This is a genomic window from Frigoribacterium sp. UYMn621, from assembly GCF_040549525.1.
In the GTDB taxonomy this organism is placed as follows: domain Bacteria; phylum Actinomycetota; class Actinomycetes; order Actinomycetales; family Microbacteriaceae; genus Lacisediminihabitans.
Genome location: NZ_JBEPTM010000004.1, coordinates 319,443 through 340,720 on the forward strand (window position 1 = coordinate 319,443; position 21,278 = coordinate 340,720).

The following is a 21,278-nucleotide window of genomic DNA, read 5'->3' on the forward strand; positions in this document are numbered from 1 at the left end:
CTTGCGAAAAAGGCTAGCTATTGTTCCTCAGTAGACCTCGCCCTGCTGCAGGCGTTGACTTTGGTTTCATTCCTTCTCAAGGGCCGCGATGCATTTTAAGCAATCGACGATCTCGCGGTGGTCTGTAACCCCGATCCATTCGGATTGTCCGCACGCAGGCGCAAGCTTGCGCCCCCACCCGATCCACACACCGTGGTGCGTTGGGTCCCAATGCATAACCGACCTGTACGGCTGCGCCTCTGGATCCAGAGTCATGGTCCCGCCTTTCCTCATCGAGGCAGATGATTCGTAAATCATTTCGCCTCGTTTTTTTGTCCACTGACTCAGCCTAGAGGCGTTGCTTCAGGAGATAGGGCTTCTTCCATCGCGGCTTCCCTGGTCCCTCCGTAGTCGGGCTACTGGGGCAGTAGTCGATTACTCACTATGTTGTGGAGAAATGCTCGCGCGAAGAATCCGCCGACTCCGTCAGTCTCATCGATCCTTTCGGATACGGATGTCATGGCATCAGCTTTCACTTTGGCGAGGCAGTAGCTGGCTGTCGTATAGGGCCCCGGCGCGCGAGCAAACTCGCTCGACTTTCGCTCGTGAATCTGACCCAGACGTGCTCGGGCAGGTAGGAATCGGCCAAGGTGTGCAATCGCAGGCGCGCGAACCGCTCGCAAATCGACAGCATCTCAAAGTGCTGCCTTGCGGTTCGCGACTTGGTGGTTGGCGGACCTAGGTAGGCTCGCAGTTGCAGTGCATGGCAAACGCGTGGGGGAGCGGCATCACAATGGCAGGTTCTACGTTCAAGACGAATCCGATTGCGCTCCAAACTCTTCTCCAGGGCGCGGAGTCAGGCAGCCTCCAACTCCCCGATTTTCAACGGAGCTGGGTGTGGGACGAAGAACGCATTCGGAGCCTTATTGCCTCGGTGTCCCGAGGCTTTCCCGTCGGTGCGATCATGACGCTGAGCGCTGGAAGCGACGTTGCTTTTAAACCTCGACCTGTCGAAGGTGCGCCAACCGCCGCTATAAGCGTGGTACCCGATTCCTTGCTGCTCGATGGTCAGCAGCGCATTACATCTCTGTATCAAGTCACCCTCCGTAACGCCGTCGTCAGTACCATCACGGCGAAGAAGAAGAGGGTGAAGCGATGGTTTTACATCGACATGAGGAAGGCGTTGGACGCATCCGAGGAACGCGAGTCGGCAATCGTGTCCGTGCCCGAGGACAAAGTGCTTCGCTCTGATTTCGGCCGCACCATTGAACTGGACCTTTCCACCCGTGAAGCCGAAATCGAGAACCTGATGTATCCGGTATCGATGTTGTTCTCCTGGGCTGACTGGCAACGCGACTTTATCGAGAAGTACGCGGGTGCTGCTGATTTTCAGGATCGGTACAGTTTCATCAGTCGCTTCGATCAAGAGGTCGTTGGTGAATTCGCTCGGTACCAAATCCCGGTCATCGAGCTGGACCGAGAGACGAGCAAGGAAGCCGTCTGTGTGGTCTTCGAAAAAGTCAACACGGGCGGAAAGGCGCTGGACGCGTTCGAGTTGATCACCGCCATGTACGCCGCCGATGGATATGAGCTTCGGAAGGACTGGTACGGAGGGCCCGGGGAACCGGGCCTGCATAAACACTTCAGCGAGTACCTGCGCTTGCCGAATGCGCCCGAAGGTATCTTGGCGAACGTCGACAGCACAGACGTCCTGCACGTCATTTCGCTCTTCCACACGCGAGATCGTCGCGTAGCGGCGGAAGCCTCGGGAAAGGCTGGCAAGGAACTTCCCCAAATCATCGGTAATCGCGCTGCGCTGCTGAATCTGCCACTGAGCGGATATAAGAAGCATCTACCGCAAGCGATCCACGGATTTGAACTCGCAGCGAAATTCCTTATGACACTGCGGATCTATCGGCCGTACGACCTCCCCTATCAGTCACAAATCATTCCCCTCGCCGCGATTCTCGGTGAACACCCGGAGATTCTCGAGCACGTCGCCGATCGAGAGATGCTGACTCGGTGGTACTGGAACGGTGTCTTCGGCGAGTTGTACGGCTCGACAACAGAGTCCCGCATCGCTCGAGATTTCGTCGACGTACCTGGCTGGATCAAGGGTGGCCCCGCACCTACCACCATCGACGATGCCACCTTCCGTGCTGATCGGCTTTGGACCATGCGGATGAGGCTCTCCGCGGCATACAAGGGCGTGAACGCACTACTGATGGGGGAAGGCGCCCGCGATTTCCGATCGGGTCAGGACTACGCCATCTCGGTGTTCTTCGACGAAGGTGTGGATATCCACCACATCTTTCCCCAAAAATGGTGCCAGAACGCCGGTATCGAACGTTCAGAGTACGACTCGATCGTAAACAAAACACCCTTGTCGGCTCGGACGAATCGGATTATCGGCGGCGTTGCGCCCAGCGAATATCTGGCAAAACTTGAGAAAGGGACAGCGGATGCGTCGGCCGTGCCTGTTGCCTCTCTCGATGCCTCCCTGGTCTCCCATTTGATCGACGTTGACAAACTTCGAAGCGACGATTTTTCCGGCTTCATGACGGAGCGTCACGAGCGGCTGATCTTATTGATCGAGGGCGCGACGGGTCAGCGGGTCTACCGAGACCATGTCGACGAGGACGAGTCAGTAGGTGAAGAACTCGATGAGGCCACTGACGAAGCCGGTCACACTCTGTCGACGGTCAGCTGAAGCTGGTCCGCAGAAGGCTCGGTAACGGCCTCACCTGGTTCGTTCGGGTCCGCGGCGGGGAGATGTGTACGCACACCGTGGGGGAGTGGTGGTGGTTTTGGGGCGTGTTGACATAAGCGCTCTTATCGGGCTTTGACCTGGCAATGAAGATCTGATGCAAGTTTCAGACCACGTGAGAGCTCGGCCCAGACTATTTTGGTGCTTACCGTTGCGAACTGCACGACAACAGGATTCTGTCGGTGCAGACTTGCGCTGTCGTCATATCCCAGACGGAGCTTGTCAGCCTGAATCGCCTGGCCTCAACGCGCTGTCGGGCCGTGGCAACGTGCCGATCAGGCGTGGCGAGAATCCACTCTTAGTGCGAGACACAGTCAGCCCGTGCTCTCTTTCCCGTACCGAGTCGCAGACCGTGGCCGCACAGTTCTTCACTCCCGATCGGTAACCCTATCGATGGGCTGCCGACCGTGCCGGGGGTAGGTCGACCTTCGCGGTGTCGGCCTGGGCATCGTCCAGGACGAACCAGATCGCATGAACCTCGTCACTCGAGCTGTTCCAAAAGCGATGGGGAACGTCCGAGTCGAACGCGATCGTGTCGCCCGTCCCGAGCGCAGATCTTTCGAAACCAACTTGGACGTTGAGTACTCCCGAAGTCACCAAACCGTATTCGCGTCCAATGTGACGGACGAGATCAGTCGGAGGCGCGGCACCGGGGTCGGGCGCGTAGACCACCTCGAGAAATTCCGACGACGCTTCCGGCTTGGCGGTAAGCCGTTCCCAGCGAGGCCCGTCACTCAATTTTAGGCTCGGTCGATCAGCGCGCCTCAAGATGATGCCGGCCTCTTTCAAAACGTCAAGGTCGTCGAGTTGCGAGATCTGCGGTTCCGCCAACAGGTACAGGTCCTCGGGTGGCGTGGAGATGGATTCGAACAAACTGTCCATCGAAATTCCGAGTTCATTCGCCACCGTGTACAAAGCACGGACGCTGAAAGACGCGAGCCCTCGTTCCACCTGGGAAACGTGACCGGGTGAAACGTCCACTCGCCGAGACAGTTCTCGAACGCTCATCCCGAGCGCCTCCCGCGCCAGTCGAAGGCGATGCCCGACAGTGCCCCAGTCGCCCGTATCGTCGACAACCATTTTTCGTGCTCCCACCTCTGCACGTTGACGCGGTGACAGATACCGCTTGGTGCTAGCAGTCGAGTGTATCGCCGCAAAGCTCTTTGTGGCGCTTCGCGCCGCACGGTGTCGAGTTTGTTCCGCCAAAAGAAACGTTTCCGATTTCTATGGTGATAAGTGGCCTGCACCTGTACTGTTAGACAAAACACCGACAAGGTCGTCGGTCCAGGAGCACGGTACCTGGCCTTCGGCTGAGGAAGACAGAAATAGGAGTCAGCCATGGACGCCACCCGACTTGCTGGAAAGAACGTTCTCATTACCGGAGGAGCCCAGGGGATGGGTGCCGCGATCGGCAAGCACCTCGCCGCCCAGGGTGCCAAGATCTGCATCGGAGATCTCAACCTCGATGGGGCCCGCGCCGCCGCCGACGAGATCATCGCTGCGGGCGGCGAAGCCACTTCGGTCAGCCTCAATGTCACCGACCGGGAAAGCGCCGCCGCCGCCGTCGCTCACACCGCCGCCACGTTCGGAAGCATCAACGTGCTTCTCAACAATGCAGGCATCAACAAGCCCATGTTCTTCCTTGAAGCCACCCAACAGAACTGGGACGCAATCATGGGCGTAAATGCCTTTGGCACCTTTCTCTGCATGCAGGAGGCAGGGAAGGTGATGCGTGAGCAGGGCAAGCAGGATCTGCCGTACAAGATCGTCAACGTCGGGTCGATTCTCTCTCGCGATGCCTTCATCGACAGTTCCGTTTATGCCGCGAGTAAGCACGCCGTGCTTGGCCTGATCCGCGCGGGAGCCCGCTCGCTCGTTGAGTACAACATCACGGTCAATGGCTACGCGCCCGGGGTTGTTCGCACTGAGATGTGGGAACAGCTCGACAAGGAGCTCGTCGAGATGGGCCTGTTCGAAAAGGCCGGAACCTCGATGGACACGATAGCGGCGAACTCGATTCCCATGGGCCGCTACTCGTACCCAGAGGACATCGTCGGAACGGCCGCCTTTCTCGTCAGCTCTGACAGCGACTACATGACAGGCCAGCTCATCCAGATCGACGGCGGAATGGTCATGGCCTAGCAGCACCGTTCGACTACCCACAGCACAGCATCGCCCCCGCGCAATGGCGATCCTATTTTGGACGCCAGGAGAGACCGAGGTCATCGGATGCCCGACCCAAAGAGTTTGTCGACGCCCGTAATCGTCGCCGATCACATTCGCAAGAACTTCGGTGGAGTGTCCGCCGTCGATGGCGTCTCCCTCTCCGTAGCAGCGGGTGAGATCCATGCTGTCGTCGGCGAAAACGGCGCCGGCAAATCTACCCTCATGCGCATTCTCGCCGGAGTGATCGCTGCCGACGAGGGTGAGGTGCGAGTGAACGGTGTGGCACTTTCCGGCGGACCGCGCGCTGCACTCGCCGCCGGAGTGGCGCTCGTGCACCAGGAGCTCAGTCTCATCCCCGACATGAGCGTCGCGGAGAATATCGTGCTCGGGTCAACACCCACGTCCGCCGGGTTTGTGAAACGGCGCGAAATGCTGGCGACCGCGCGCTCGGCACTCGAAGAGATCGGGGTCGAGGTCGATCTCGACGAGCCGATCTCTCGACTGTCGGTCTCTCTGCGCCAGTTCGTCGAGATCGCTCGGGCAGTGGCCCGAAAGCCCAAAGTGCTCATCCTCGACGAGCCGACGGCCACTCTCACACCTGCCGAGACAAAAGACCTGCTCGACATGCTGGAGCGCCTGGCCAAGAACGGCATGGCGATCATCTACATCTCCCACCGCATCCCCGAGGTGTTCCAACTGTGCACGGCGGTGACGGTGCTTCGTGATGGCAAGCTCATCCACACCGTCCCCATTCCAGACACATCTCCGAGCGCGGTCATAGAGGCGATGGTGGGGCGCGAGCTCGCGAATGAACTCGCTGCCGATCACGCGGCCCGAACAGTAGGAGATGTCGTTCTATCGGCCAAGGGCATCCGCGCGCCGAAGGTAAACGGAGTCGACCTCGAGGTGCGCGCTGGGCAGATCATCGGACTCGGCGGGCTCGTCGGCGCTGGTCGTACGGAACTCATCCGAGCGATCATCGGAGCCGATCCTCGCACCGCAGGCGAGGTGAGCATGACCGCCAACGGGCGGACCCGAACGATAAACAACTATCAGGTCGCAGTCCGCTCCGGCATCGGGTACGTGCCTGAAGAGCGGCGTACCGATGGCCTCGCCCTCTCGATGAGTGTCATCGACAACGTCGTGCTTCCCAACCGCTCCGCCCTCGCAACAGCGGGAGTGCTGCGTAACGCACGAATTCTCGACTACGTCGGTCGACTCGCTGACGAGGTCGGTCTGCGCCCCCCTCGAATCCAGCAGGATGCCGGTCAGTTTTCGGGAGGCAACCAGCAAAAGGTGGTCATCGCCAAGTGGCTCGGCCGCCGCCCCGCTCTCATCGTGCTCGACGAGCCGACACGAGGCGTCGACGTCGGCGCAAAGGCCGAGATCCACCGGCTCGTGCGTGGTCTCGCTGATGACGGTGCCGGCGTGCTGTTCGTCAGTTCCGACCTTCCTGAGCTGCTGGATCTGGCCGACATCATCCACGTCGTCCGCGACGGCCAGATCGTCGGGACACTCCCTCGTGCCGAGGCGGATGAACGCGCCGTGATGTCTCTCGCATCCGGCCAGAAGGCGGTGAACGACTGATGGCTAAACCAACGTTTACGGAGTCGATCGGAGTCGTCGCGCCGACGTCGACCGAGCTTTCGACAGGCGCGCGGGTCATAAAATTCGTCGCGGATCGAGGCATCATCGCCTTTACCGTCATCTTGATCGTCTATGCCGCGATCTTCGTGAACGGCTTTGCCTCCCTGCCCAACATCTCGGACGTGTTCTACCGCGCTGCACCGATCGGGATCGTCGCCCTCGGGATGACGTTCGTTGTCATCAGCGCGAATTACCTCGATCTATCGGTGGTCGCGCAGGTCGCGACTTCGGCGGTGATCTTCATCGGAGTCAGCAACCAGGCGGGACTTGCTCCGGCGATCCTGCTCGCGCTGCTCGTCGCCGTCATCTACGGGGTAGTGAACGGCGTCGCCGTCGGTTTCTTCCACGCCAACGCGGTCATCGTCACACTCGCGACGACTTTCGTCGGTCTCGGCGTGCTTCGGTGGTTGTCAGGTGGGAGCATCTTCTTCGGGCCCAATGGGGGCGTCATTCAGTCGCTCGGACAGGCGAAGGTCGGCCCGATTCCGTTGTCCGCCATCGTGCTGATCGTCATGGCGGTCATCTTGGGGTTCGTTCTGCAGAAGACGACATTCGGGTTTTCGATCCGTTCGTACGGTTCGAATAAGGCCGCGACGCGGCTCGCCGGCGTCCGGACCGGCCAGCTCGTCGTCGGAGCCTTCCTCATCACGTCTATCTCGGCGATGGTGGCCGGATTCGTGCTCGCCGCGTTTTCCAATACCGCGGTCTCATCGATGGCCGAGGGATACGACTTCCAGGCACTCGCCGCGATCATCATCGGTGGCACAAGCGTGTTCGGCGGGAAGGGCAGTGTCTACCGCACACTTCTCGGGGTCGTGTTCGTCAGCGTCCTGACAAACATCCTCGTCCTCGTGGGATTGACCTTCGGGGCCCAGCAGGTCGCGATAGGCGTGCTCATTGTCGTCGCGGTGTCGATTGACGCCATTGCTAGGAAGTTGGTGAAGAACTGATGAGTAACGTCAGAACGACTGAGCGCACGACCGCGGTGGGGCGAGCGCGCACAGTGCTCGCCCGCCGCACCGAGGGAAGGGCCGTAGCCCTGCTGGTTGTGGTGGCGATTGTCGCCGCTGTGTTCGAGCCAGTGGTGTTCTCGTCATTCCCGGTGGTTCTCGGTCGACTCGCGCTGATCGGCCTCGTCGCCCTCGGGCTCACGGCACTGATCCTGCTGGGAGAGCTGGACCTCAGCGTGGCAAGCACGCTCGCGCTCTCGGGAGTTGTCATGGCGAGCGTACCCAATCTCGGTCTCGGCATCATCGCTGCGCTGATCACCGGAATAGTTGTTGGCCTCATCAACGCCTTCTTCGTGGTGGTCGTCGGCATCAACTCCTTCATCGCCACCCTGGGGATGCTCTTCGCGTTACGCGGAGCGGCGTTCGTGATTTCGGCGGAGAAGCCGGTCCCTCTCGAGAACATCGATGCGGGCATCGCATTCGGATCTTCATTGCTGGGGCCGTTGACGCCCCGAGTACTTCTCTTCTTCGTGATCTTCGCTGTGCTGCAGATTCTCCTCAGCCGCACCCGCATCGGCCGGGAGTTCTATGCGGTCGGCGGCAACCGCCAGGCGGCTATCGACGTCGGCATCCCGGTGCGTCGGCGCCTCGTGCTCGGGTTTGTGATATCCGGGGTAGTCGCCGCAACCGCGGGCATCATCAACACGCTCGAGCTCACTGCGGCGGATCCGACTGCTGGTTCAACCGTGTTGCTCGCGAGCTTCGCCGCCGCCATCATCGGCGGTGTCGTACTCACGGGTGGGCGAGGCACCATTGTCGGCACGCTTCTCGGTGCGCTCGCGCTCAGCATCCTGCAGGTCGTGTTGACCCTGTCGGGCGTTCAAGTCGATATTCAAGACATCTTCATCGGCTCGATTTTGCTCGTCGCGATCATTAGCGATCCATCAAGCCTTCGAACGGCATGGGTCCGCTTGCGGGCTGCAATCACCCGTTCGAGAACTCGGGACACAGCCCGAGGACTGACCGGCAATGCTGCCGATCAGTAAACCCAGAAACACCAACGGAAAGAGTGAAAAAAATGCGCGTCTCTCGCATCACGATGGGTGCACTCAGCATCGCTGCTGCTTCCACCATTCTCCTCAGCGCCTGTTCAAGCTCCGGCACCGCCGGCAATAACTCGGCGGACAATGGTAAGAAGTCATACGACGTCTACGCCCTTCTGCCTCAGGGAACCGACCAGCCCTACGGCACCACCTACTTGCCCCCCATGAAGGCTGAGGCGGCCAAGGACAACATCAAGCTCACCATCACCAACTCGAAGTACAACGCCGACCAGCAGGCGAGTGAATGTGATGTGGCCGTGGCCGCGAAGCCCGATTTGATCGTCCTGTGGCCAGCCGTCGGAGACACGGTGCGCCCGTGTCTAGCCAAGGCGAAAGCCGCTGGGATTCCCGTGACGGTCACCAACTCCGGAGTGAACAAGGCCGACGTGTCGCTCACCAAGGGCTTTTCCGGCCCAGACACCTACGGTCAGGGAGTCGCGTCAGCCGAGATAATGTGCGACATCACCGCTGGCAAGGACGTGGGAATCCTCGTAGTGAACGGACTGACCGGCAACTCCACGGCCACCACCCGCCACGACGGTTTTGCGGACACCATCGCCAAGAAATGCCCGAACGTGAAGATACTGGCGGAGCAGCCGGGCAACTGGAACAAGGACGATTCGAAGATCGCGGTCTCTGAGATGCTCACATCAGTCGGCGCATCCAAAGTCCAGGGCATCTACGCCGCCGACGACACCATGGTTGCTGGCGCCATCGACGCCTTGAAGGCCCGCGGTATCGATCCGGCCCCGTTGTTCATCACCTCGATCGGCAACACCAAGCTTGGCAACCCGCTCGTGGTTTCCGGTGAACTCGATGGCACCGTGTTCCAGTCGTCCTCTTGGGACGGGCAACACGCCATCGACCTGGCCTACAGCGTGCTCACCGGTGGCACGGTCAAAGACCAGTTCATGCCCTCCGTGAAAGTTACCAAGGCGAACGCGACAGATCCCAGCGTCGCCCCCGAATGGTGATCTGCCCGTACTGAACTCATCGCGGGGTGCCCGGTAGACGAGAACTCGCCGGGCGCCCCGCCATACACTCCAACGGAAGAACTCACGAATGAATGCCATTCCCTCCAGCTCCAGCCCCAGCCCGCTCGGCGCCCCCGGCCACATGGGTGTCGACTATGAGGAACGGGTCGACTTCGATCGCCTTCGCCGTTATCGCGTCGAACGAGCGAAGGCAGCTCTGGAAAGCAGCGACTGCGGAGCCTTCCTGTTGTTCGACTTCTACAACATCCGCTACACGACACAGACCTGGATCGGCGGCGCCCTGGGTGACAAAATGATCCGCTACTGCCTGTTGACCCGCGACGAGGAACCGATCCTCTGGGACTTCGGCTCGGCAGTGCGCCATCACAAGCTCTACTCCAAGTGGTTGCCCGAAGAGAATTGGCGCAACGGGTTCCTGGGATTCCGGGGCGCGGTCGCCCCTGACGCGGGGTTGATGCGCTCTGCTGTCACCGAGATCAAGGGGTTGCTCGAATCGGCCGGGGTCGCGGATGCGCCGATCGGCATCGATATCGTCGAGCCGCCGTTCCTGTTCGAGATGCAGCGTCAGGGTCTGCGCATCGCTGACGCGCAGCAGTACATGCTTGATGCTCGTGTGATCAAGTCACAGGACGAAATTATGCTGCTCAACCAAGCCGCCGCCATGGTCGACGGCGTTTATCAGGACATCGTGGATGTGCTGAAGCCCGGGATCCGCGAGAACGAGATCGTCGCCCTGGCCAACAAACGCCTCTACGAACTGGGGTCGGAGCAAGTGGAGGCAGTCAACGCGATCAGCGGAGAGCGGTGTAATCCGCATCCCCACAACTTCACCGACCGCATCATCCGGCCCGGCGACCAGGCCTTCTTCGACATCATCCATTCCTTCAACGGCTATCGCACCTGCTACTACCGCACCTTTGGGGTGGGCAGCGCCACCACCAGCCAGCGGGATGCATACAAGCAGGCACGGGAGTGGATGGATTCCTCCATCGCCGCAATCAAGCCCGGTGTTTCTACGTCCGAGGTTGCCAAGCTGCTCCCGAAAGCCACCGACTTCGGATTCGAGAACGAGATGGAAGCGTTCGGGTTGCAGTTCGCTCACGGACTCGGCTTGGGATTGCATGAGCGACCGATCATTTCGAGGCTCAACTCGCTCGATAATCCGGTCGAACTGAAGGTCGGCATGGTCTTTGCCATCGAGACCTACTGCCCCGCCTCAGACGGGATATCTGCAGCGCGGATTGAAGAAGAAGTCGTGGTGACCGAATACGGGACGGAGATCCTCACCAAGTTTCCGGCTCAGGAACTCTTCGTCGCGAACGAATATTAGGCACCGTTTCGTGACGCTCCCGGTGGCTGCGCAGGCCGACGGCGGATGAGGGTGCTGGCGAACTGTGCCACCGGCAGATCGTTCGATCTCGGTGTGCTCAGCAGCGCCGGGTTCTCCTGCGCTCAGTTCCTCCCGTCGGGGGGAAACCGAGATAGTGTGAACGCAGTCGGGGAGAACACCAGGGGTCCGCGCCTGATCGTCGTTTGGCTCCCCGAGGCACACGAGCTCCGTCTATGTCGTGATCCGGCTGCAGTCATGCCGATCATCACTATCGTCTCCACTCCTATCGCCTCCACTCCTAGCGCCGCCCTCCTACCGCCGCGGCGCCGGAACCCGACCGCCTTATGTGCTCTGTCGCGACAACCGGTGTTCCAGGCGCCGGAGCGTTACCTTCGCCAGACGGATTTGACGTTACAGAACTCTCGGATTCCTTCTGCTGCCAATTCACGGCCGAACCCGGATGCTTTGACCCCGCCGAAGGGCAGCTCGGGGGAGGAGGCGGTCATTCCGTTGATGAACACGGCGCCTGCCTCGAGTTCACGGGTGAAGAATTCCTCCTCCGCGTCGTCGTTGGTCCACACCGCTGAGCTGAGACCGAAAGTGGTCTGGTTCGCGATGCGGAGTGCCTCCTCGCGATCTGCGACGCGGTAGAGAGAGGCGACCGGCCCAAAAGTCTCTTCCTGCACGATCCGCATCTCGTCGGTGAGTTCGCTGAGGAGTGTCGGCTGATAGAACCAGCCGGGACCGTCGACGGCCGACCCACCGGCGAGCACCTTTGCGCCTTTCGCCACGGCGTCATCCACCAGTTCGGCCAGGTCCGTTCGGCCGGATTCCGTTGCGAGTGGGCCGACGTCGGTGCCGGCATCCATGGGGTCGCCGACGATGAGGTCAGACATCTTCTGGGCGAAGATCGCTGCAAACGCGTCATAGATATCGGTGTGCACCAGAAAGCGTTTGGCGGCGATGCACGATTGGCCGTTGTTTTGCACGCGAGCTTTGACTGCGGTTGTCGCGGCGGCGTCGAGCTCGGCGCTCGGCATCACGATGAACGGGTCGGAGCCACCCAGCTCCATGACGCTCTTTTTGATCTGCTCGCCAGCGATGGAGGCAACGGACCGCCCGGCGGGCTCGGAACCGGTCAGGGTCACTGCCCGCACCCGGGAATCCTCGAGGACAGCCTTGACCTCTCGGGATCCGATGAGCAGGGTACGGAACGACCCGGAAGGGAATCCTCCTCGTTCGAAGAGAGTGTCAAGATAAAGCGCCGACTGGGGCACATTGGAGGCGTGCTTGAGAACCCCCGTGTTACCGGCCATCAGAGCCGGTGCGGCGAACCGGATGACCTGCCACAGCGGGTAGTTCCAGGGCATGACGGCAAGAATCACACCAAGTGGCTGGTAGCGCACGTAAGCGCCCGATGCGCCAACAGCCGCGGGGTTCGCAAGCGGCTCGTCGGAGAGGAAGCCTTCTGCGTTCTCGGCATAGAAGCGCATGTTCTTGACACACTTGAGAGCCTCCGCTTTCGCCTGCGCTAGGGGCTTACCCATCTCGAGAGTGAGCATGGAGGCGACTTCATCCGCTTCGGACTCGAGGATGTCGGCAGAGGCCTGCATCCATCGGGCTCGCGCCGCAAAATCCGTGTCGTGAAGCGACTCGAAGGCCGTCTGCGCCTCACCGATTTTTCGGTCGGTGGTGGCGGTGTCGTCGGTCGGGAATTCCTTTATCGTTTCGCCGGTAGCCGGGTTCGTGGTCGCGATCGCCATGGAGATTCTCCTGTTGTCTGCTAGTTTTCGAATACTTCTGGGTGACGGGCCAATTCGAGCCGCGTGCGACGAATGTGGTCGTGCAGCACACGTTCCGCCTCGTCGACGTCGCCGCGACGGATCGCATGCACGAGCAGATGGTGGTCGTAATGAGCGCTGCGATCACCTTCAGAGCGAAACACTCGCGTGAACGCCCGGCGATAGTGCTGCGTGCGATTCCAGAGCTGCAGCACCATCTCGCCGAGCACGTTGGTCCCGGCGGTGGCATACGTCGACAGGTGGAACTCACGGTCGAGCTTCAGAAAATGCTCAACATCAGTCGAGCGTTCCATCGCATCGGCAAGTAATGCGAGGTGGTCGATCTCGGGTCTGGACAGGTTCGGGATGCTGTATCGCAGGAGCAAAGGTTCGAGACGCTCCCGAATTTGGTACATCTCCTCACACTCGGCGAGGCTCAGCCGAGACACCCAGGCGCCGGTGTTGACCACGACCGTGACTAGCCCCTCAGCCTCAAGCATCCTCAGGGCCTCGCGAACAGGGATGCGACTCGCCCCATGAAGGTCTGCGAGGTCCTCTTGGCGCACACGCATTCCGGGCGAGTAGTGGCCATCGAGGATGGCCTGGCGCAATTCAGCGGCGATCCGGGTGCCGGCGCCGTCGCGCGTTGCATGTTCCGTCATCTGCCCATTCTGGGCGACACCGGTCGCGGGCAGCGCACTCATTCGGCCGGCCTCGCGGGGTTCCACAGCGTCCGCTGTGCTTGCTTCTCATAGGCCTTTCCTCCGGGGTAGCTCACCAGTTCAAACTGCATTCCCCAGGGGCTGCGGAAGTACAACCACTGCTGCCCTTCCGCCGCCTGCTTGCTCGAAGTAGGAGCACCCATGATCTCTACGCCGTGGCTGACAAGGTGCTCGATGGCCGCGCCCATATCGTCGACGTAGATCGCCAAGTGGTGACCTCCAATGTCGCTATTTCGCGGCTGTCGTTGTGGGGCGCCGTCGGCCGGCTCGTACTGGAACAGTTCGACATTGCTCCCGTTGCCGATGCGGTAGAAGCGAATCTCTCGGATCACCGTGCCAGGGTCCACACCGAGGTGCACAGCCATCCAGTCGTCATCGGACTGTTTCGCCCCAAGGGTGTAGATGTGCTCTGCACCCACCACATCAACGAAAAAGCGCTCGGCTTCGTCGAGGTCCGGCACGGTGAAGCCGACGTGATCAGTTCCCCTCATTCCCGGGATGCCGTGCGCCACGATTGACCTCCAGGTCGTTGATTGGATCCAGTATTACTTGAATTTGCCGTATTGGGCAAGTATTCTTCTATTTCTGATTGCGATTGGACGCAATCGACGCTAACTTGGGGTCACGCGGGCAGCGCACATGGTGTCGTGCCTAGAGAAGGAAAGAGCATCATGTCAAAACGACGACGTTTGGAGACCGGGGCGGATTGGGTCGAACTTTCGACCACCGCCCAGGACTGGAAAGACGCGGATCCCGCTCTACTCTCAGCGATGCTCGGGCAGCTCCACCTCATCCGCGCCTTCGAGGAGTCCGTTCTCGAGCTTGCCGCCGAGAGCCTTGTGCACGGCCCAGCCCATTCGAGCATCGGCCAGGAAGGAGGCGCGGTCGGCTCGATCATCGGATTAGGTTCCGCGGACGGAGTCACAGGTTCGCACCGCGGGCATCACCAGTTCCTCGCCAAGGCACTCACGCACGTGACCGGGGGGAAAGTCGATCTAGACGATCTCGTACCGAATGACGTTCAGGCACTACTCCAGCGAACGCTCGCCGAGATCCTCGGCCTCGCACAAGGATTCTCCGGCGGCAGAGGAGGGTCAATGCACCTGCAGTGGCTCGAGGCAGGGGCGCTCGGTACTAACGCCATTGTCGGAGGCGGGGTCCCCTTCGCCGCAGGCAACGCCTTTGCCCAGAAGCACGGTGAGACGCGCGATTTGACCATCAGCTACTACGGTGACGGGTCGAGCCAAATCGGGTCCGTGCTCGAGACAATGAATCTGGCGTCGGCCTGGAAACTGCCGCTGTTGTTCTTCGTCGAGAACAACATGTACGCCGTATCGACCAATGTCAACGAAGTCTCTGCAGACACCCGTCTGTCGGTCCGTGGACAAGGATTCAGCATCCCGGGCTGGAAAGTCGATGGAATGGATCCATTGGCTGTGCACCTCGCAGTAGAAGAAGCATCGGAACGCTTACGCACCGGCGCTGGCTCAGCCATCGTCGAGGCGGAGGTCTATCGGTTCTTCCACCAGAACGGAGCATATCCCGGCAGCGCCTTCGGCTACCGCGCTAAGGAAGAAGAGGCCGCCTGGCGCGAGCGTGACCCGCTCAAAAGGGTCGCCCGAGAAATGACCAAGTTAGGCCTCATCGACGCCGCCGGGGTGCAATCGGTTCGCACCCAGGCGCAAGCAGCAATGAGCGCGGCGGTCGCCGAACTGATAGAGACCGACCCGGAAGACGCGACTCGCCGCCGTATCCGCCCCGCGCTCTGGCCCGATCCGGGCTTTGTCGATGTCGGCATCAGGAGTGATGCCCACGAGTTGGATGGGATGTCGATACTCGACCCGATCGAACACACCGGCGGGTGGCGTGACATCAAGTTCATCGATGCTGTGGCTGCGACGATGGATCGCCGCATGGAGACCGACTCGCGCATCATCGTGCTCGGTGAAGACGTGCACCGCCTCAATGGTGGGACGAACGGAGCGACAAAGGGACTGGCCAAGAAGTTCGGGCCAGACCGCGTGATAGGCACGCCGATCAGCGAGAACGCCTTCGTGGGCCTCGGTGGCGGGTTGGCCCTCGACGGCCGCTTTCGACCCGTCGTCGAATTCATGTATCCCGACTTCGTCTGGGTCGCGGCCGATCAGGTCTTCAACCAGATCGGGAAGGCGCGCCACATGTTCGGAGGCGATAACGATATGCCTCTGGTTCTGCGCACCAAGGTCGCCATGGGCTCCGGCTACGGCTCGCAACACCTTATGGACCCGGCGGGCATCTTTGCGACGGCTGCCGGTTGGCGCATCATCGCCCCGTCGAACGCCGCTGATTACGTGGGATTGATGAATGCCGCGCTGGCACTTCAGGATCCGGTGCTCGTCATCGAACACGTTGACCTTTACGCTCAAGCCGACCAGGTCCCAGATGTCGATCTCGACTATATTTTGCCGCCTGGGAAGGCTGCGATCCGGCGGCACGGGTCGGATGTCACGGTCATCAGCTACCTCTCCATGGTCAACCACGCTCTCGAGGCGATTGAGCAGACCGGCATCGATGCGGAGCTCATCGACCTGCGGTGGTTGGATCGAGCATCCATCGACTGGCAGACCATCGGCGAGAGCATCAAGAAGACCAACGCAGTGCTTCTCGTGGAGCAGGGTGCTGTCGGCACCTCATACGGCGGATGGCTGGCAGACGAGTTGCAGCGGCGCTTCTTCGATTGGCTCGACCAGCCGATTCAGCGTGTCACTGGAGGCGAAGCGAGTCCGAGTATCTCGAAGGTCCTCGAGCGAGCAGCCATCGCGCGCACCGAAGAGGTCGTCGCGGGGCTCGACATGATCCGTGCAGGTATGGGCGCCGCCTCCGAGCGTCGGCTGGAGAATCGCTGATGCCCACCATCGTCCGGATGCCCGCTGTGCTCGCATCGACAACTGAGGCAGCGATCCAGGCCTGGTCGGTCAGCGAAGGCCAGACGATCGAGGTCGGAGAACCGCTGGCCGACATCGAGACCGAAAAGGCGGTCGTCGAGTACGCGGCAGAAGTCGCCGGAACCGTGGGAAAGCTCATTGCTCAGCCCGGGGAGAACCTCAGCGTCGGCGAACCGATCGCGATAATCCTCTACGCAGGGGAGAGCGAAGACGAAATGGGGCCCGCACTCGCTGCTGCGGGCGTCTCGGATACCGCGTCGCCTCAGGCGAGCGACCCGACTGTCGAGTCTTCGGTGCCGGAAACAGCACAGGCTCCAGGTGACGAAACCCGCCGCATCTTCGCGAGCCCGATCGTACGGAGGCTTGTTCGCGAGCGCGGACTTGATCTCGGTTCCCTGGAAGGCACCGGTCCTGGTGGGCGAATCGTGAGGCGCGACCTCGACGCTCGCCCGACGACTGTGCTGCCGGCAGCGGCAGCGGCACCGGAACCTGCACCTTCACCGGTGCGGGTGCCTGCGACACCGCTCCGAGTGGGAAGCCCGACATCGGAGACCGACTTCACCGATATTCCCTTGACGGGAATGCGCCGCGCGATCGCCCGTCGACTCACCGAGAGCAAGACGACGGTTCCGCATTTCTACCTGACTGCTCACGTGCGTGTCGACCGGTTGCTCTCCCTTCGAGCCGAGGTCAACGAATCCTCTTCACGAAAAGTTTCCGTGAACGACTTCGTGATCAAGGCTGTTGCGGGGGCGCTGGCAGAGGTGCCCGCGGCCAACGCGATCTGGGGAGGCGATCATATCCGTCGCTTCAACGGGGTGGATCTCGCAGTTGCCGTGGCTGTCGACGGAGGTCTGCTCACGCCAGTGCTGCGTAGTGTCGACACCGCGAGCATTGCGGCCATCAGCGCCTCGGTTGCTGACCTTGCCGAGCGCGCCCGGGCGGGAAAACTGCGTCAGGAAGAACTCGAAGGAGGCAGCTTCTCCGTCTCGAACCTCGGTATGTACGGTGTTGACGAGTTCACCGCCATCCTGAATCCGCCGCACTCCGGCATACTCGCTGTGAGCGCGGCAAAGCAACGGCCGGTGGTGGATAACGGGCAGCTAGGAGTCGCATCAGTGATGACGGTAACTCTTTCTGCTGATCACCGCGTCATCGATGGTGCCGTCGGTGCACAATGGATGGCGTCCTTCGTTCGGCGCATCGAGAGTCCGGTGTCGCTTCTCCTATAGGTCTGTCCATGACTTTCGGGGCGGAAGAGCGAGGTGTCATCGCCGTATTGGCTGCGCACGGCAAGGAAGGCTCTGCTGCACGGATAGGTGACGTCTTGACGTGCCCCACTGTTTGGTTACCTGTAGTGGTGGGAAAATCAGGAATCGGTACTCGCCCCGGGCGTCAGGTGCTCGTGCCGATAGGGGAGGGTCAGCGGTTTTCGGACAAGCTGGCATAAGAACCCTTATCGGGAGCGACTGCCGAATGCTCGGTGATTGCTCAGTGATTATCCGTCGTCCGCGCCCGCCCACGACGGGATTCCGTTCCAGTGACAGCCGCGCACCCCTATGAATCTCAATTGGGTCTACGTCCGTTGATTCGGTAAGCCTCGGACTAATCGGGTCGCCAGCGGCGGTCGCACCTACCAATGACATCCATGCTGTTGGTTACCGATTAGCTGGTACGCCGCACTCGGGCCGCGGCACTCTGAAGTCGAAGCGTTTCGATACTTACTCCATCGCGTAGGTTCTCCACGAGGGTCCGTGCGTCGGCAGCCAGGTGCGGCGCCGCCCTCTCCATCGCGTCGAGCAGGACACAATTCTCCTCGTCGAGGATGTACACCACTTCCAGATCTCCATGTTGCAATACCCACTGACCTGAGTCGGGATGAGTGCTTTGGATGTTCATGACGACGCTGGGCGCTTCGATGCCGTATGCGCCGGTTTGGCGGAGGTTTGGATCGAACAGGGCGCGCGGGTCCTCGCTGGTGAGGACGATGTGTCCGTTGTCCTTGCCGTTGGGCAAATGATTCTCGACGCGCGCAAGCACCTTGGGAGTGATCCGCTCGCGTGCTTTCGGTCCCATCACGAGAATGTCGCCTGACTTGTCGTCACGGATGATCGCGGAAACGGCGCGAGGTTCGAGCACATAGCCCATGAGCCTCCCGGCCTCACGCAGCAAGGCCGCTGCTGAGGCGCAGTCAGCATCGGTGTCGTAGGCGTCACCGATCGCGATAACGGCGGCCTGCAGTCGCTCGATTGGATCGCGAGTTAACTTTTTGGTAGCAAGATGCCGCACAGTCGCGGACCGCAGTGTTATCGACTGCCGCTGCGCGCGTATTCGTTTCGCGTTGCCCATGCCGTGAGGCTACTGGATGTAACACCTGCCGACGGGTCTGCGAGTAGGTGCCGGTGCTCGTCGAGTTGTTCTTGTGACGCCTAGACGATATGAGTATGAGCTCGGCCTCTTGAGGCTGGGGCCTCCGTTCGAGTAGACGTGGGTTACCAGCCCGTGGAGGTTGGCCTATCCACAGTCGAACCTTGGAGGCCCCAGTTGATCGAACATCGTAGTTTCGTTGGTCTGGATGTGCACGCTCGCACGGTTGAGGGGTGCGTTATCGACGCGACGACCGGACAGATCTTGCATCGAAAAATCACGGCGAATACGCCTGAGATTGTGGGATGGGTGGCCTCGCTGCCCGGTTCGCAGATTGTCACCTATGAGGCGGGGCCGACCGGGTTCGGCCTGTTCCGTCAGCTCGTCGCGGCTGGGATTGACTGCCGCGTCGCTGCTCCGTCGAAGCTGCAACGCCCGACCGGTGACCGGGTCAAGACCGATGCCCGCGATGCCGAGCACCTTGCGAAGCTGCTCCGGCTCGGACAGATCGTTGAGGTGACGGTCCCGACGGTTGAGGCCGAGACGGTCCGCGATGTGGTGCGGGCGAGGGAGAACACCAGGCAGGTGCTGATGGGCAACCGGCACCAGTTGTCGAAGCTGCTGCTGCGGCACGGGCTCGTCTATGACGAAGGTGCCGCCTGGACAGGAAAACACGACCGGTGGCTGCGGGAACACCGCTTGAGCGGCGACCGGTCGTTCACGACCGCGTTCGACGCCTACTACGAGGCCGTCTCCCAGACCGTCGCCCGCAGGGACCGCCTCGACACGATGATCGAGGACCTTGCCGCGAACTCGTCGTTCACCCCGATGGTGAACCGGCTCGGTTGCCTCCGGGGAGTATCAGCCCTGACCGGGTTGGCGTTAGCGGTCGAAATCGGCGACTGGCACCGATTCTCCGGGAAGACCATCGGTTCCTTCGTCGGCCTGGTGCCCTCGGAATACTCCTCCGGGCAGTCTCGCAGCCAGGGCGGGATCACCAAAACTGGCAACTCTCACGTCCGCCGGCTGCTGGTCGAGGCCGCCTGGCAGCACCGCCGCGACTACAGCCCATCCCGCCAATCGATCTTGCATGCCCGGTGGGAGAAAGCACCAGCGCCTGCCCGTCTCCGCGGCCAGGACGGCAACGAGCGCCTGCACCGGCAGTGGGTGGCCTTCACCGTCCGCCGCAAACGTCCCGTCGTGGCCAACACCGCCATCGCCCGCGAACTCGCCGGCTGGTGCTGGTCCTTGGCCGTCATGGACGACTAACCCCAGACCGCTGATCATCATCCGATGTGTGTCGGCGAACACGTGGAGTGACCCGCTAAACAACTATGAGCAACGCCAACCTCGGCCAGCGCGACGCCCGATTTCTAGACCCGCGGCACCTCTCCAGCTCGAACACTTCGCCCTGCGGTAACCAACCCGCGCATATCAGCCTGACCGTGAACATCGACAACGACACGTTCGACACCACCGGCTGCGATGACCAGCAGAAGCGGCGCCCAGGAACGATCATCCCGGACGCCGCTTCACCCTGCCCACTTGACAAAAGCAACTACATATCAGTTGTTCTTCCGGGTCTGTCAGATTTCTTGTGTAACTGGTCATCGGCTAGTTGAGTCCTAGGCGGTCGCCGTAGGTCATTGCGAGGGTGTTAAGAATAGCTTTCCACCCGTTGATCTCGCCTGTCGGATTGGCCCGGTTGTGGCGTCGTTCGATGATCGCGAGATACATCACTTTCAGTGCGGATTGTTCGTTGGGGAAGTGGCCGCGACGCCTGGTCGCGGCTCTGAATCTCGCGTTCAACGACTCGATCCCGTTTGTCGTATAGATGAGCTTCCTGATCTCTAACGGGTAGTCGAGGAACGGGGTGAACTCACCCCACGACCGCCGCCACATCGCGATCATCGCCGGATAGATGGGTTCCCACTCCTTCGCAAACTCGTCGAAGCGTTGCTCCGCAGCCTTCACCGTCGGCGCCTGGTAGACCTGCTTCAACCTGTCCGCGATCGGTTTCCAATACTTCCTGGACGCGAACCGCAGGCTGTTGCGCACCAAATGCACGACACAGGTTTGAACGGTCGCCATCGGCCAGGTTGCGAGGATCGAGTCCGGCAGGCCCTTCAGACCGTCACAACAGACGAACAGGACATCGGCGACGCCGCGGTTCTTCAGCTCGGTGAGCATGTTCATCCATTGCTTCGATCCCTCACCACCGGTCGGTCCAACCCACATGCCCAGAACGTCGCGGTGGCCATCGAGGTCGATTCCGAGCGCCACATACACGGGCCGGTTGCCGACCTGCCCATCCCGAACCTTCATCACGATCGCGTCGATGAGGATCACTGGATACACCGGATCCAGGGGCCTTGCCTGCCACACCTCCATGTCGGCCACGACCCGGTCGGTGACTTTCGACACCAGCTCCCGGGAGATGTCTTGCCCATACACGTCGGAGAGGTGGGCCTGGATATCCCCGGTCGTGAGCCCTTTCGCATACAGCGAGACGACGGCCTCATCGAAGCCCGCGATGCGACGCTGATA

At 61.1% G+C, this 21,278-nt stretch carries 16 protein-coding genes; 10 read left to right on the forward strand and 6 right to left on the reverse strand.

From position 1 onward, the window contains the following. Window positions 1-742 precede the first annotated feature (742 nt). Window positions 743-2,689: a GmrSD restriction endonuclease domain-containing protein gene (locus ABIB54_RS09805; RefSeq protein ID WP_354575338.1), complete on the forward strand. Its 1,947-nt coding sequence runs from the start codon at window positions 743-745 to the stop codon at window positions 2,687-2,689. A 444-nt stretch (window positions 2,690-3,133) separates the two neighbouring features. Here the strand turns inward: ABIB54_RS09805 and ABIB54_RS09810 are convergent, their stop codons facing one another. Further along, complete coding sequence (locus ABIB54_RS09810; protein WP_354575339.1) at window positions 3,134-3,826, reverse strand: helix-turn-helix domain-containing protein; 693 nt, start codon at window positions 3,824-3,826, stop codon at window positions 3,134-3,136. 258 nt (window positions 3,827-4,084) lie between these two features. Here ABIB54_RS09810 and ABIB54_RS09815 point away from each other — a divergent pair, with 258 nt between their 5' ends. From ABIB54_RS09815 to ABIB54_RS09840, 6 genes are all read left to right on the forward strand, one after another. Continuing rightward, the gene (locus ABIB54_RS09815) at window positions 4,085-4,888 is read left to right on the forward strand and encodes an SDR family NAD(P)-dependent oxidoreductase (protein ID WP_354575340.1); all 804 of its coding nucleotides are present in this window, start codon (window positions 4,085-4,087) and stop codon (window positions 4,886-4,888) included. An 87-nt stretch (window positions 4,889-4,975) separates the two neighbouring features. Next, entirely contained in the window at window positions 4,976-6,499 is a 1,524-nt protein-coding gene (locus tag ABIB54_RS09820; RefSeq protein ID WP_354575341.1) for a sugar ABC transporter ATP-binding protein, read from the forward strand. Continuing rightward, entirely contained in the window at window positions 6,499-7,509 is a 1,011-nt protein-coding gene (locus ABIB54_RS09825) for an ABC transporter permease (protein ID WP_354575342.1), read from the forward strand. Before ABIB54_RS09820 ends, ABIB54_RS09825 begins: the two co-directional genes overlap by 1 nt. After that, window positions 7,509-8,555 (forward strand): ABC transporter permease, encoded by a 1,047-nt coding sequence (locus tag ABIB54_RS09830; RefSeq protein ID WP_354575343.1) that lies wholly within the window; start codon window positions 7,509-7,511, stop codon window positions 8,553-8,555. Before ABIB54_RS09825 ends, ABIB54_RS09830 begins: the two co-directional genes overlap by 1 nt. Window positions 8,556-8,587: 32 nt before the next feature. Next, entirely contained in the window at window positions 8,588-9,586 is a 999-nt protein-coding gene (locus tag ABIB54_RS09835; RefSeq protein WP_354575344.1) for a sugar ABC transporter substrate-binding protein, read from the forward strand. 88 nt (window positions 9,587-9,674) lie between these two features. Next, window positions 9,675-10,937, forward strand: a complete 1,263-nt coding sequence (locus tag ABIB54_RS09840) for a M24 family metallopeptidase (protein ID WP_354575345.1) — start codon at window positions 9,675-9,677, stop codon at window positions 10,935-10,937. Window positions 10,938-11,323: 386 nt separating this feature from the next. On the opposite strand, the gene ABIB54_RS09845 is transcribed toward ABIB54_RS09840, so the two are convergent. The 3 genes from ABIB54_RS09845 to ABIB54_RS09855 are packed head-to-tail and all read right to left on the reverse strand — an operon-like array spanning window position 11,324 to window position 13,952. Next, on the reverse strand, window positions 11,324-12,700 hold the full coding sequence (locus ABIB54_RS09845) for an NADP-dependent succinic semialdehyde dehydrogenase (RefSeq protein WP_354575346.1): 1,377 nt from the start codon (window positions 12,698-12,700) through the stop codon (window positions 11,324-11,326). A gap of 20 nt (window positions 12,701-12,720) precedes the next feature. Continuing rightward, window positions 12,721-13,422, reverse strand: a complete 702-nt coding sequence (locus ABIB54_RS09850) for a GntR family transcriptional regulator (RefSeq protein ID WP_354575347.1) — start codon at window positions 13,420-13,422, stop codon at window positions 12,721-12,723. Continuing rightward, window positions 13,419-13,952, reverse strand: a complete 534-nt coding sequence (locus ABIB54_RS09855; protein WP_354575348.1) for a VOC family protein — start codon at window positions 13,950-13,952, stop codon at window positions 13,419-13,421. Before ABIB54_RS09855 ends, ABIB54_RS09850 begins: the two co-directional genes overlap by 4 nt. A gap of 159 nt (window positions 13,953-14,111) precedes the next feature. Here ABIB54_RS09855 and ABIB54_RS09860 point away from each other — a divergent pair, with 159 nt between their 5' ends. Both ABIB54_RS09860 and ABIB54_RS09865 read left to right on the forward strand, forming a co-directional pair. Then, window positions 14,112-16,325, forward strand: coding sequence for an alpha-ketoacid dehydrogenase subunit alpha/beta (locus ABIB54_RS09860; protein WP_354575349.1), 2,214 nt, complete (start codon window positions 14,112-14,114; stop codon window positions 16,323-16,325). Further along, on the forward strand, window positions 16,325-17,596 hold the full coding sequence (locus ABIB54_RS09865; RefSeq protein ID WP_354575350.1) for a dihydrolipoamide acetyltransferase family protein: 1,272 nt from the start codon (window positions 16,325-16,327) through the stop codon (window positions 17,594-17,596). Before ABIB54_RS09860 ends, ABIB54_RS09865 begins: the two co-directional genes overlap by 1 nt. 433 nt (window positions 17,597-18,029) lie before the next feature. Here ABIB54_RS09865 and ABIB54_RS09870 read toward each other — a convergent pair whose 3' ends face one another. Further along, entirely contained in the window at window positions 18,030-18,713 is a 684-nt protein-coding gene (locus ABIB54_RS09870) for a hypothetical protein (protein WP_354575351.1), read from the reverse strand. Between the two features lie 198 nt (window positions 18,714-18,911). On the opposite strand from ABIB54_RS09870, the gene ABIB54_RS09875 reads away from it, so the two are divergent. Further along, a complete protein-coding gene (locus ABIB54_RS09875) occupies window positions 18,912-20,000 on the forward strand; it encodes an IS110 family RNA-guided transposase (protein ID WP_502917113.1) in 1,089 nt (362 codons plus the stop codon). A gap of 345 nt (window positions 20,001-20,345) precedes the next feature. On the opposite strand, the gene ABIB54_RS09880 is transcribed toward ABIB54_RS09875, so the two are convergent. Beyond that, on the reverse strand, window positions 20,346-21,278 hold a 933-nt coding region (locus ABIB54_RS09880), incomplete at its 5' end, for an IS256 family transposase (protein WP_354575353.1).